The organism is Pseudomonas sp. zfem003, from assembly GCF_032621675.1.
Taxonomy (GTDB): domain Bacteria; phylum Pseudomonadota; class Gammaproteobacteria; order Pseudomonadales; family Pseudomonadaceae; genus Metapseudomonas; species Metapseudomonas otitidis.
This window is the reverse complement of the sequence record NZ_JAVYJG010000003.1, coordinates 591,400-604,772: the sequence shown is the minus strand read 5'-3', so window position 1 is coordinate 604,772 and position 13,373 is coordinate 591,400. Positions and strand designations below refer to the sequence as shown.

The window sequence follows — 13,373 nt, the reverse complement described above, 5'->3', positions numbered from 1 at the left end:
CGGGCCGGGGGCACGGGCGGGTCAGCACTCGATGGCGCTGACGGCCAGGCCGCCGCGGGAGGTTTCCTTGTACTTGTCGTGCATGTCGGCCCCGGTGTCGCGCATGGTGCGGATCACCCGGTCGAGGGAGATGAAGTGCTCGCCGTCGCCACGCAGGGCCATCTGCGCGGCGTTGATGGCCTTTACCGCGGCGATGGCGTTGCGTTCGATGCAGGGCACCTGCACCAGGCCGCCGACCGGGTCGCAGGTCAGGCCGAGGTTGTGCTCCAGGGCGATCTCGGCGGCGTTCTCCAGCTGTTCGGGGCTGGCCCCGAGCACTTCGGCCAGGCCGGCCGCGGCCATGGCGCAGGCGGAGCCGACCTCGCCCTGGCAACCCACTTCGGCCCCGGAGATGGAGGCGTTCTTCTTGCAGAGGATGCCGACGGCGGCGGCGCCCAGGAAGTACGCCACCACGTCGTCATCGGACGCTTCGGGGTTGAAGCGCATGTAGTAGTGCAGCACGGCGGGGACGATGCCGGCGGCGCCGTTGGTGGGCGCGGTGACCATGCGCCCGCCGGCGGCGTTCTCTTCGTTCACCGCCAGGGCATACAGGTTGACCCACTCCATGGCGCTCATGGTGGAGCCGATGACGTTGGGCTTGCCCAGGTCCAGCAGGCTGCGGTGCAGGCGCGCGGCACGGCGGCGCACGTTGAGGCCACCGGGCAGTACGCCCTCGTGGCGCAGGCCGTTCTCCACGCATTCGCGCATGGCGGCCCAGAGGCGCAGCAGGCCGCTGCGGATCGCCTCGTCGCTGCGCCAGGCACGCTCGTTGGCCATCATCAGCTCGGACACGCGCAAGCTGTGGCGCTGGCAGAGCTGCAGCAGTTCGTCGCCACTGGAGAAGTCATAGGGCAGCGCGGTGGTGTCCTGGTCGAGGCGACCAGAGGCGGCCTGCTCGGCATCCACCACGAAGCCACCCCCGACGGAGTAATAGGTGTCGCGGTGCAGTTCGCCGTCCTCACCGAGGGCCACCAGGGTCATGGCGTTGGGGTGGTAGGGCAGGTTCTCGTCCAGCAGGCGCATGTCCCGCGACCAGACGAAAGGCACCGGCAGGCGACCGTCCAGCAGCAGTTCGTTGCGCTCCATCAGCGTGGCGATGCGCGGGGCGATGAGCTGCGGGTCGATCTGGTCGGGCCACTCGCCCATCAGCCCCATGATCACCGCGCGGTCGGTGCCGTGCCCGACGCCGGTGGCGGACAACGAGCCATAGAGGTTCACCTCCAGCCGACGCACGCGTTCCAGCAGGTGGCGCTCGCGCAGGGCGCCGACGAACAGCGCGGCGGCGCGCATGGGCCCGACGGTGTGGGAACTGGATGGGCCGATACCGATCTTGAACAGGTCGAACACGCTGATGGCCACGGGACTCTCCGCTGACTGGGTTGCATCGCGCACATCATCAGCATTTCCGTGAGCGGCGAACGTCCCACACCGACTTGCTCGTGTCCGAATGCGTCGCCCGTTATCCCCACAGCGAGCGTGGAAAAACGACAGCGACGTCCTGCTTGCGACCTGCTTCGTAGAAAGCGACACGTCTACGGCGCCATGATCCAGGCGCCCCGCTCCGGCCAGCAGCGCATCGTTCGCCACGCGGGTTTCCCCGATCCGAAACACCCTGTGGATAAGACCATGAACCCTAGAAAAACCTGGGGCCTGGCCGCAGCGCTGTGCTTTCCGCTGCTGGCCCAGGCTGCCGATCCGGAGTCCTGCTCCACCGTTCGCTTCGCCGATGTCGGCTGGACCGACATCACCGTCACCACCGCCGTGACCCGCTACGTGCTCACCGAGCTGGGCTACAGCACCCAGGTCAAGCGCCTGTCCGTGCCCGACACCTACAAGGCCATGGCGGACAAGAAGATCGATGTGTTCCTCGGCAACTGGATGCCGAGCATGGAGAACGACATCGCCCCCTACCGCGAGAAAGGCAGCGTCGACACCCTGGGTGCCAACCTGGAGGGCGCCAAGTACACCCTGGCGGTGAACAAGGCGGCGTGGGACGGCGGGTTGAAGAATTTTTCCGACCTGGCGCGCTTTCGCAAGGAGCTGGGCGGGAAGATCTACGGCATCGAGCCGGGCAACGACGGCAACAAGCTGATCGGCCGGATGATCAGCGAGAACGCCTTCGGCGTCGGTGACTTCCAGCTGGTGGAGTCCAGCGAGAGCAGCATGCTGGCGCAGGTGAAGCGCGCCGAGCACCTCAAGCAGTGGGTGGTGTTCCTCGGCTGGGAGCCGCACCCGATGAACAACACCTTCGAGATGCAGTACCTGGCCGGCGGCGACGCCTACTTCGGCCCGAACTTCGGCGGTGCCACCGTCTACACCAACACCCGCGCGGGGCTGGCCAAGGAGTGCCCGAACCTCGGGCGCCTGCTGAAGAACCTGCGCTTCTCCCTGGCCATGGAGAACCACCTGATGGGCGCCGTGCTCAACCAGAGCACCAACCGTCGTCGCGAGGCCAAGGCCTGGCTGAAGGAGAACCCCGCCGACCTGGCGCGCTGGCTCGAAGGCGTCACCACCCGCGACGGAAAACCGGCGGATCCTGCCCTGAACCTGGCCGCCGAACCCTGATTTCTGTCGTTCCCTCCATCCCACCGCAGCCCCCGGCTGCCCTGGCCTGCAGCCTGCGCAAGTGCTGCAGGCCAGTCGCCACGCGGGTTCCAGCGGTCGCGCCGGGCAAAAACTTTCTGTTAAGGTTTTCCGCCATTGGCTGATGTCGTCGCCCAACACGTCAGGGTCGTAAACCGACAATTGCCGGTATGCCGAGGCTATATCGTTGAGACAGCCGATTTCGTCGCTGTCGCACTCCCAGGGAGGTGCGGCAGACCGGGGCCCTCCGCCCCGGACCGAAGAACACAAAGCGGCCACGCCCTCCTGACGGGACGCGGCCCTACAAGAAATTTCGGATGTACGCGCACCTCCGGTCGAGGTGTGGAATGACCCAGGGATCGGGTCACGTAGCACTGCCAGAGGGTGTGGAAAGCGGTTTGCAACTCAGCGCAACGAAGGACAGGAACTCAAGGATTCGATCAGGCGTCCATGCCCTGCGGGGTGAGGGTGGCTGTCTGAATCCGTGGGCACCCGGTCGTCGGTTCGACGTCGCACAGCCTCCCTGCCAGGCCCTGGAACCAGTAAACCCACACAGGCAAGAACAGTCGACAGCACCTGGCGCCGCGCCCTGGATGGGAGCCCGCGAGCACGCGTGTCCGACAAGGATGCCTACCGAAGGGGAATGATCCCATGCAGTCTGGAAAAATCGTGGTCCAGAACCTCTACAAGGTTTTCGGCCAACAGCCACAAGAAGCCATCGACCTGCTCAAGCAAGGCTGGAGCAAGGAACGGATTCTCGCTGAACGTGGCGCGGTGATCGGCGTCAGCGACGTCTCGTTCAGCGTCGAGGAGGGCGAGATCTTCGTCCTCATGGGCCTGTCGGGCTCTGGCAAGTCCACCCTGATCCGCCTCATCAACCGTCTGATCGAACCGACCGCGGGCGACGTCTTCATCGACGGCCAGAACGTGGCCAAGCTGCCCAAGGCGCAGCTGATCGACCTGCGTCGTCGCGACATGAGCATGGTGTTCCAGTCCTTCGCCCTGATGCCCTCGCGCACCGTGCTGGACAACGCCGCCTTCGGCCTGGAAGTGGCCGGCAAGAGCAAGAAGGAGCGCGAGCGTCGCGCCATGGAAGTGCTGGAGCAGGTGGGCCTGGCGCCCTTCGCCCACAAGTACCCCCACGAACTCTCCGGCGGCATGCAGCAGCGCGTGGGCCTGGCCCGCGCCCTGGCGGTGGACCCGTCGATGATCATCATGGACGAGGCCTTCTCGGCCCTCGACCCGCTCAAGCGCCGCGAGATGCAGGACGTGCTGCTGGAGCTGCAGAAGACCCACCGCCGCACCATCATCTTCGTCTCCCACGACATCGAGGAAGCCATGCGCATCGGTTCGCGCATCGGCATCATGGAAGGCGGCAAGCTGGTCCAGGTCGGCACCCCGCAGGAGCTGATCGAGAAGCCCGCCAACGACTACGTGCGCAACTTCTTCGACACCGTCGACACCAGCCGCTACCTCACCGCCGGCCAGCTCAAGGCCGACAGCGTCCCGCTCTACGTGCACAACGGCAAGGCGCCCGATGCGCTGCAGGTGTGCCGCGAGCTGCAGGCGATGGACAAGCACTACGCCTTCATCGTCGACGAGGACAACCGCTTCCGCGGCTCCATCAGCCTGGAGAAGATCGCCCTGCTGGTGGAGGACGGCCGCTCCCGCAGCCTCGAACCGGACCTGCTCAAGCAGATCGTGCCGGTGCCCGAGGACCTGCCACTGGACCAGGTGATCGAGCGCCTGGTGGACAACGAAGGCCCCATCCCGGTCATCGACCAGGCGGGCCACTATGCCGGGGCGATCAGCAAGGGCCGCCTGCTGAGCCGACTGCAGGGGGTGTGAGATGAGCGAGAAACTGGATCTGGGCAGCTGGGTCAACGACGTCGTCCAGCACCTGCTGGAAAACTACGGCGGCGCCTTCGAGAACGTGGGCGCCGTGGTCAGCGGCTTCTCCGAGCTGATCGAGCGCTTCCTGATGTGGCCGCCGGCCTGGCTGCTGATCGCCGTGTTCGTCGGCCTCGGCCTGTGGCGCATCGGCGTGAAGTTCGCGCTGTTCACCGCCGCCTCGCTGGTGCTGATCGTGCTCACCGGCTTCTGGGAGCAGACCGTGGTCACCCTCGGCCTGACCTTCTCCTCCACCCTCATCAGCCTGCTGCTGGGCATCCCGCTGGGCATCTGGGCCGCCAAGAGCGAGCGGGTGGCCATCATCATCCGGCCGATCCTCGACTTCATGCAGACCATGCCGGCGTTCGTCTACCTGATTCCCGCCGCCATGCTCTTCGGCCTCGGCCGCGTGCCGGGGATCATCGCCACGGTGATCTTCGCCATGCCCCCAGCGGTGCGCCTGACCAGCCTCGGCATCCGCCAGGTGAACAAGGAAATCGTCGAGGCCGGCCAATCCTTCGGCTGCACCAGCTGGCAGCTGCTATACAAGGTGCAGCTTCCCAACGCGATGCCGTCGATCATGGCCGGGGTCAACCAGACCATCATGATGGCGCTGTCGATGGTGATCATCGCCTCGATGGTCGGCGCCGGCGGCCTGGGCAACGACGTACTCGCCAGCATCCAGCGCCTGGACATCGGCCTGGGCTTCGAGAGCGGCATGGCCGTGGTGCTGCTGGCGATCATCCTCGACCGCATCACCGAGAGTTTCGGCACCCCGCGCGTCCAGGGTCGTGCCAGCCTGTTCGGCTGGTTCAGCGCCCGGGCACGGCTGCAGCGCCAGGTGAAGCCTTCCTAAGAAACGCCAATAAACGAGTACCAGGGGAGTTGCTGATGAAGAACATGAAGAAAATGGCGGGAGTCGGGCTGCTGGCCTGTGCGCTGATGCAAGGCGCCTGGGCCGGTGAGCCGGAAAGCTGCAAGCAGGTACGTTTCGCGGAAATCGGCTGGGCGGACATCTCCGCCACCACCGGCGTGGCCATGGTGCTGACCGAAGGCCTGGGCTACAACCCGCGCAAGATCATGGCCTCGGTGCCGATCGCCTTCACCGGCGTGAAGAACAAGCAGATCGACGTCTTCCTGGGCTACTGGGCGCCGTCGATGGACGCGGTGATCGAGCCCTTCACCAAGGACAACGGCGTGAAGGTGCTGCCGACCGCCAACCTCGAAGGCGCCAAGTACACCCTGGCCGTGCCCACCTACGCGGCCGAAGCCGGCCTGAAGAGTTTCCAGGACATCGCCAAGTTCAAGGACCAGCTGGGTGGCAAGATCTACGGCATCGAGCCGGGTAACGACGGCAACCTGCTGATCGACAAGATGATCAAGGGCAACCAGTTCGACCTGGGCAGCTTCCGCATGGTCGAGTCCTCCGAGGCGGGCATGCTGGTCCAGGTGCAGCGCGCCATCAAGAAGAAGGAGCCGGTGGTCTTCCTCGGCTGGGCCCCGCACCCGATGAACACCCAGTTCGACATCACCTACCTCTCCGGCGGCGATGACGTGTTCGGCCCCGACTACGGTGCCGCCAAGGTCTACACCGTGGTACCGCCGGACTACGAGGCCCGCTGCGGCAACGTCGGCAAGCTGCTGAACAACCTGCAGTTCAACGTCGAAATGGAAAGCCAGCTGATGGAGAACATCCTGAAGAAGGAAGACCCGATGAAGGTCGCCACCACCTGGCTCAAAGCCAACCCCGCCGTGCTCGACAAGTGGCTCGCCGGCGTCACCACCTTCGACGGCCAGGACGGCGCCGCCGCCGTCAAGAAGCACCTCGGTCTCTGACTTCCCTTTCCGCCACCGAGGCCGCACGGCCACGGTGCGCGGACTCGCCAAGCCCGCCCAAGAACGGGTTCAGGCCTCCAACGTAGCAATGCTGCCAATCCCACCTGATGGAGCAATACGTATGCGAAAGCTGAAGTCCCTGTGTCTGCAATCCATCGGCATCGCCGCCCTGGCCCTTGGCCTCGGCACGGCCCATGCCGCTGACAAACCCACCCTGAAGATCGGCTACGTCAACGGCTGGGACGACAGCGTCGCTGCCACCCATGTCGCCGGCGAAATCCTCAAGGAACGGCTCGGCTACGGCGTCGACCTCAAGCCGGTGGAGCCCGCCATCATGTGGCAGGGCGTGGCCCGGGGCGACCTGGATGCCACCCTCTCGGCCTGGCTGCCGGCCACCCACGGCGAGTACTACGAGAAGCTCAAGGACAAGGTGGTCGTCCTCGGCTCCAACTACAAAGGGGCCAAGATCGGCCTCATCGTGCCGGACTACGTCCAGGCCAAATCCATCGAAGACCTGAACACCTACAAGGCCGATTTCGACGGCAAGATCACCGGGATCGACGCCGGTGCCGGCGTGATGCGCCGCACCGAGGACGCGATCAAGCAATACAACCTGGACATCAAGCTGATGCCCAGCTCCGGCCCGGCCATGGCCACCGCCCTGACCCGCGCCGAGAAAGCCCAGAAGCCCATCGTGGTGACCGGCTGGATCCCCCACTGGATGTTCGCCAAGTGGAAGCTGCGCTTCCTGGAAGACCCGAAGAAGGTCTTCGGCGATGACGAGCATGTCGACACCGTGGTCAACCCGGGCCTGGAAGCCAAGGCTGCCGATGCCACCGCCTTCCTGAAGAAATTCTCCTGGAGCGGCGAGGAAGTCGGTGCCGTGATGCTGGCCATCCGCGAAGGCGCCAAGCCGGAAGAGGCCGCCAAGGCCTGGATCGCCAAGAACCCGCAGCGCGTGGAGGAGTGGCTGAAGTAAGCCACGCCACGCTCGCCCAAGCCCCCGCCGGCCCTGCCGTCGGGGGCTTTTTCATGGGCCTTGCCCCAGCGCCTGGATGCCCTGCAGGGTAAAACCGCCCCATCCCCGGGCACCTCGGCCCCTTCCCGCCTGCGACGACGCTGATTGATCAATCAATTAATTACGCCCTAGACTCCGCCTTCCCGATACCCACACAAAATGGTGGAAATCCCCGATGCCCAAGGTCGGAATGCAGCCGATCCGCCGCTCGCAACTGATCCATGCCACCCTCGAGGCCGTCGACAAGGTCGGCATGGCCGACGCCAGCATCGCCTACATCGCGCGCCTCGCCGGTGTTTCCAACGGCATCATCAGCCACTACTTCAAGGACAAGAACGGCCTGCTCGAGGCCACCATGCGCCACCTGATGCAGGCCCTCAGCACCGCCGTGCGCGAGCGTCGCGCCGCCCTGGTGGACGGCAGCCCCCGCGCCCACCTGCGGGCGATCATCGAAGGCAACTTCGACGACAGCCAGGTCAACGGCCCGGCCATGAAGACCTGGCTGGCCTTCTGGGCCGCCAGCATGCACCACCCCTCCCTGCGCCGCCTGCAGCGGGTCAACGACCACCGCCTCTATTCCAACCTGTGCTGCGAGCTGCGCAGGGTGCTGGACGTCCAGACCGCGCGTGCGGCCGCCCGTGGCCTGGCCGCGCTGATCGACGGGTTGTGGCTGCGCAGCGCCCTCTCCGGCGACGTCGACACGCGGCAGTCCCTGCACATCGCCTACGACTACCTGGACCAGCAACTGGCCAAGGCCGCCCGCTGACCCCGTTTCACGCGCTACCCGCCTGAAACGAAAACGCCCCGGGGTTTCCCCCAGGGCGTTTCGCATTGCGGGCCGATCAGACCGGGCCGGGTACCGACACCGGTGAGCGGCGCTCCAGGGCCTCGCCGTCCAGGTCGGCGCGCATCGCCTTGAGCAGGGCGAACATGTACAGCAGCAGCACCACCGAGAACGGCAGCCCCGCCAGCACCACCACCGTCTGCATGGCGGTGAAGTTGCCGGCGAACAGCAGGCCGATGGTCACCAGGGTGATCACCACGGACCAGAAGATGCGCAGCCAGTTCGGCGCGTCCTCGTCCAGTTCGCCGCCCTTGCGGGACAGGTTGGCCAGCATCACCGAGCCGGAGTCGGCCGGGGTGAGGAACAGCACGAAGCCCACGCAGATGGACAGGCCGATCACCACCTTGGCCATCGGGTAGTGCTCCAGCAGCAGGTAGATGGACATGGACGGCTGCTCCAGCGCGGCCTTGCCCAGCTCCACGGCGTTCTGCTGCATCACCAGGTCCAGGGCGCTGTTGCCGAACACCGACAGCCAGGCCAGGGTGAAGCCCAGCGGGATCAGCATCACCCCGCACACCAGCTCACGGGCGGTACGGCCACGGGAGATGCGGGCGATGAACATACCGACGAAGGGCGCCCAGGAGATCCACCAGGCCCAGTAGAACAGGGTCCACAGGCCCATCCAGGCTTCGCTCTTGCCGCTCTGGCCGGTGTAGACGTAGAGGTCGAAGGTCTTCAGCACCAGGCCGTTGAGGTAGTCGCCCAGGTTCTGCACCAGGCTGTTGAGCAGGTGCAGGGTATTGCCCGCCAGCAGCACGAACAGCAGCAGGCCACTGAACAGGATGATGTTCAGGTTGGACAGCCGGCGGATGCCCTTCTCGATGCCCGACACGGCAGCCAGGGTCGCCACCAGGCTCATCACCAGGATCACCGCCAGCAGCGCAGTCTGGCTGTGGGGGTAGCCGAACAGGTACTCCAGGCCGGAAGAGACCTGCAGCGAGCCGATGCCCAGGTTGGTCACCAGGCCCAGCAGGGTGACGAAGATGCCGAAGCAGTCCACCGCATTGCCCACCGACCCCTTCATCAGGCGTTCGCCGAACAGCGGGTAGAGCGCCGAGCGCAATGCCAGCGGCTGGTTGTGGCGGTAGGCGAAGTAGCCGACGGCCAGGCCCACCAGCGCATAGATCGCCCAGCCGTGCACACCCCAGTGGAGGAAGGTCAGCTGCAGCGCCTGGCGTGCGGCGTGTTGGGTACCGGGCTCGCCTTCCGGCGGGTTGTAGAGGTGATCCAGCGGCTCGGACGCCGCGAAGTACAGCAGCGAGATGCCGATGCCCGAGGAGAACAGCATCCCCGCCCAGGCGCCGTAGCTGAAGTCCGGACGCTCGCCGTCCGCCCCCAGGCGCAGGTTGCCGTAGCGGGAGAAGGCCACGTAGAGGACGAAGAACAGGTAGGCACCGATCGCCAGCATGTAGTACCAGCCGAAGCTGCGGGACAGCCAGGCCTGGGCCTTGCCGAGCCAGAGGCCGGCCTGTTCGGGGAAGAGGATCAGCACGAGGGTGAGCAGCAGGATCGACGCCGTCGATCCGAAGAACACCACGGGATTCAGCCGCGGCTGCACGCCGTGGCCGTGGTGGGAAGAGGCGGTACTCATGGACAGCAGAGCTCCAAGGCAGTTAAGGCACGCGCCTGTCGGCGCAACCACAGACCCGCGCCGCCCTGCCCGACCCGCTCATGAACCCCGGCGAAGCCTCTGCATTGCGGCCTGGACAGGGTGCGGCGAACTGCCGCACATCGGTCCATGCCGCGCAGCTTATTCTTTGTTGTTTGAACGTTCAATAAAAATAAAGTAGGCTCGTTTTCACCCTGATCGGGCGGCCCTTTGCCGTCCTGGAATCACGAGAAAGGGGTGCACAAAGGCACCCCGCCTTGCGTAACGAGACCTGAGAGGACGATCCCCATGGCCCGATTCGAAGAACAGAAGCTCTACATCGGCGGTCGCTACGTCGAAGCCACCAGCGGCGCCACCTTCGAGACCATCAACCCCGCCAATGGCGAAGTCCTGGCCAACGTCCAGCGCGCCAGCAAGGACGACGTCGAGCGCGCCGTCGCCAGCGCCGTCGAGGGCCAGAAGGTCTGGGCCGCCATGACCGCCATGCAGCGTTCGCGCATCCTGCGTCGTGCCGTGGACATCCTCCGCGAGCGCAACGATGAGCTGGCCGCGCTGGAAACCCTCGACACCGGCAAGCCCCTGGCCGAGACCCAGGCGGTGGACATCGTCACCGGCGCCGACGTGATCGAGTACTACGCCGGCCTGATCCCCGCCCTGGAAGGCGAGCAGATCCCCCTGCGCGAGACCAGCTTCGTCTACACCCGCCGCGAGCCGCTCGGCGTGGTCGCCGGCATCGGCGCCTGGAACTACCCGATCCAGATCGCCATGTGGAAGTCCGCCCCGGCCCTGGCCGCCGGCAACGCCATGATCTTCAAGCCCAGCGAAGTCACCCCGCTGACCGCCCTCAAGCTGGCCGAGATCTACACCGAAGCCGGCGTGCCGGACGGCGTGTTCAACGTGCTCACCGGCAGCGGCCGTGAAGTCGGCCAGTGGCTGACCGAGCACCCGCTGATCGAGAAGATCTCCTTCACCGGCGGCACCGCCACCGGCAAGAAGGTCATGGCCAGCGCCTCCAGCTCCTCGCTGAAGGAAGTGACCATGGAACTGGGCGGCAAGTCGCCGCTGATCATCTTCGACGACGCTGACCTCGACCGCGCCGCCGACATCGCCGTCATGGCCAACTTCTTCAGCTCCGGCCAGGTCTGCACCAACGGCACCCGCGTGTTCGTGCCCAAGTCCCTGGCTGCAGCCTTCGAAGCCAAGGTGGTCGAGCGCGTCAAGCGCATCCGCCTGGGCAACCCGGAGCAGGCCAGCACCAACTTCGGCCCGCTGACCAGCTTCGCCCACATGGAAAGCGTGCTCGGCTACATCGAGGCCGGCCGCAAGGAAGGCGCGCGCCTGGTGATCGGCGGTGAGCGCGTGACCGAAGGCGAGTTCGCCAAGGGCGCCTATGTGGCCGCCACCGTGTTCGCCGACTGCACCGACGACATGACCATCGTCCGCGAGGAAATCTTCGGCCCGGTGATGAGCATCCTCACCTACGAGACCGAAGACGAAGTGATCCGCCGCGCCAACGACACCGACTACGGCCTGGCCGCCGGCGTCGTCACCCGCGACCTGGCCCGCGCCCACCGCGTGATCCACAAGCTGGAAGCCGGCATCTGCTGGATCAACACCTGGGGCGAGTCCCCCGCCGAAATGCCGGTGGGTGGCTACAAGCAATCCGGCGTCGGTCGCGAGAACGGCATCACCACCCTGGCCCACTACACCCGCATCAAGTCCGTGCAGGTGGAGCTCGGCGACTACGCCTCGGTGTTCTGAGCCCAGCCCCCGCAAGCCTCAAGCGACTCGGCTGCAAGCCCGCGCGCCGCACACGGTGCGGCCCGGCGCTTGTAGCCCGCAGCCCATCCGGAGGATGACCCATGGAATTCGACTACATCATCGTCGGTGCCGGCTCGGCCGGTAACGTACTGGCCACCCGCCTGACCGAAGACGCCGACGTCAGCGTCCTGCTGCTGGAAGCCGGCGGCCCCGATTACCGCTTCGACTTCCGCACCCAGATGCCCGCCGCCCTCGCCTACCCGCTGCAGGGCCGCCGCTACAACTGGGCCTATGAGACCGACCCCGAGCCGTACATGAACAACCGCCGCATGGAATGCGGGCGCGGCAAGGGCCTGGGCGGCTCCTCGCTGATCAACGGCATGTGCTACATCCGCGGCAACGCCCTGGACTTCGACAGCTGGGCCAAGGCCCCGGGCCTGGAAGACTGGACCTACCTCGACTGCCTGCCCTACTTCCGCAAGGCCGAGACCCGCGACATCGGCCCCAACGACTACCACGGCGGCGACGGCCCGGTGAGCGTCACCACGCCGAAGAACGGCAACAACCCACTGTTCCACGCCATGGTCGAGGCCGGCGTGCAGGCCGGCTATCCGCGTACCGATGACCTCAACGGCTACCAGCAGGAAGGCTTCGGCCCCATGGACCGCACCGTCACTCCGGAAGGCCGCCGTGCTGCCACCGGCCGTGGCTACCTGGACCAGGCGCGCAACCGCCCGAACCTGACCATCGTCACCCACGCCCTGACCGACCGCGTGCTGTTCAGCGGCAAGCGCGCCATCGGCGTCGACTACCTCAAGGGCGACAGCGACCAGCGCATCACCGCCCACGCCCGTCGTGAAGTGATCGTCTGCAGCGGCGCCATCGCCTCGCCGCAACTGCTGCAACGCTCCGGCGTCGGCCCCAGCGACCTGCTGCGCGGCCTCGACATCCCGGTGGTGCATGACCTGCCCGGCGTCGGAGCCAACCTGCAGGACCACCTCGAGCTGTACCTGCAGTACGCCTGCAAGGAGCCGGTCTCCATCTACCCGGCCACCAAGTGGTGGAACCAGCCGGCTATCGGTGCCCAATGGCTGTTCCTCGGCAAGGGCCTGGGCGCCAGCAACCAGTTCGAGGCCGGTGGCTTCATCCGCACCCGCCCCGAGTTCGCCTGGCCCAACATCCAGTACCACTTCCTGCCGGTGGCGATTAACTACAACGGCAGCAAGGGCGTGCAGGAGCACGGCTTCCAGGCGCACATGGGCTCCATGCGCTCGCCGAGCCGCGGCCGCATCCACGTGAAGTCCCGCGACCCGCGCCAGCACCCGAGCATCCTGTTCAACTACATGTCCCACGAGCAGGACTGGCAGGAGTTCCGCGACGGCATCCGCATCACCCGCGAAATCATGGCCCAGCCGGCCCTCGACCCCTATCGCGGGCGCGAACTGAGCCCGGGCGCGGACAAGCAGACCGATGCCGAGCTGGACGAATTCATCCGCAACCACGCCGAAACCGCGTTCCACCCCTCCTGCTCCTGCAAGATGGGCACCGACGACATGGCGGTGGTGGATGGCCAGGGCCGCGTGCACGGCATGGAAGGCCTGCGGGTGGTGGACGCGTCGATCATGCCGGAGATCATCACCGGCAACCTCAACGCCACCACCATCATGATGGCCGAGAAGATCGCCGACAAAATCCGCGGTCGCCAACCGCTGCCGCGCAGCACCGCCGCGTACTACGTGGCCGGTGACGCCCCCGTGCGCACCGAGCCGCAGCGCAAGGCCAGCTGACCCTCC

10 protein-coding genes are annotated in these 13,373 nt (G+C 66.3%); 8 read left to right on the top strand and 2 right to left on the bottom strand.

Annotation, left to right across the window (positions count from 1 at the left end; translation table 11 throughout):
• Positions 1–21: 21 nt before the first annotated feature.
• Entirely contained in the window at positions 22–1,398 is a 1,377-nt protein-coding gene (locus RTK35_RS09015) for an L-serine ammonia-lyase (RefSeq protein WP_316907812.1), read from the bottom strand.
• 267 nt (positions 1,399–1,665) lie between these two features.
• Here RTK35_RS09015 and RTK35_RS09010 point away from each other — a divergent pair, with 267 nt between their 5' ends.
• From RTK35_RS09010 to betI, 6 genes are all read left to right on the top strand, one after another.
• Positions 1,666–2,604, top strand: a complete 939-nt coding sequence (locus tag RTK35_RS09010; RefSeq protein ID WP_316907811.1) for a choline ABC transporter substrate-binding protein — start codon at positions 1,666–1,668, stop codon at positions 2,602–2,604.
• A 669-nt stretch (positions 2,605–3,273) separates the two neighbouring features.
• The gene (locus RTK35_RS09005) at positions 3,274–4,470 is read left to right on the top strand and encodes a glycine betaine/L-proline ABC transporter ATP-binding protein (protein ID WP_044409231.1); all 1,197 of its coding nucleotides are present in this window, start codon (positions 3,274–3,276) and stop codon (positions 4,468–4,470) included.
• 1 nt (position 4,471) lies between these two features.
• Positions 4,472–5,368, top strand: coding sequence for an ABC transporter permease (locus RTK35_RS09000; protein ID WP_074967285.1), 897 nt, complete (start codon positions 4,472–4,474; stop codon positions 5,366–5,368).
• 35 nt (positions 5,369–5,403) lie between these two features.
• Entirely contained in the window at positions 5,404–6,348 is a 945-nt protein-coding gene (locus RTK35_RS08995; RefSeq protein ID WP_074967283.1) for a choline ABC transporter substrate-binding protein, read from the top strand.
• 121 nt (positions 6,349–6,469) lie between these two features.
• Complete coding sequence (locus RTK35_RS08990) at positions 6,470–7,327, top strand: glycine betaine ABC transporter substrate-binding protein (RefSeq protein WP_044409239.1); 858 nt, start codon at positions 6,470–6,472, stop codon at positions 7,325–7,327.
• A gap of 214 nt (positions 7,328–7,541) precedes the next feature.
• Positions 7,542–8,132: a transcriptional regulator BetI gene (gene betI, locus RTK35_RS08985; protein WP_044409242.1), complete on the top strand. Its 591-nt coding sequence runs from the start codon at positions 7,542–7,544 to the stop codon at positions 8,130–8,132.
• A 76-nt stretch (positions 8,133–8,208) separates the two neighbouring features.
• Here the strand turns inward: betI and RTK35_RS08980 are convergent, their stop codons facing one another.
• Entirely contained in the window at positions 8,209–9,744 is a 1,536-nt protein-coding gene (locus tag RTK35_RS08980; RefSeq protein ID WP_044409272.1) for a BCCT family transporter, read from the bottom strand.
• Positions 9,745–10,107: 363 nt separating this feature from the next.
• Here RTK35_RS08980 and betB point away from each other — a divergent pair, with 363 nt between their 5' ends.
• Both betB and betA read left to right on the top strand, forming a co-directional pair.
• Positions 10,108–11,580 carry a betaine-aldehyde dehydrogenase gene (gene betB / locus RTK35_RS08975; RefSeq protein ID WP_074967281.1) on the top strand — a complete coding sequence of 491 codons (1,473 nt, stop codon included), beginning with the start codon at positions 10,108–10,110 and terminating at the stop codon, positions 11,578–11,580.
• A gap of 101 nt (positions 11,581–11,681) precedes the next feature.
• A complete protein-coding gene (gene betA / locus RTK35_RS08970) occupies positions 11,682–13,367 on the top strand; it encodes a choline dehydrogenase (protein WP_044409248.1) in 1,686 nt (561 codons plus the stop codon).
• Positions 13,368–13,373 lie beyond the last annotated feature (6 nt).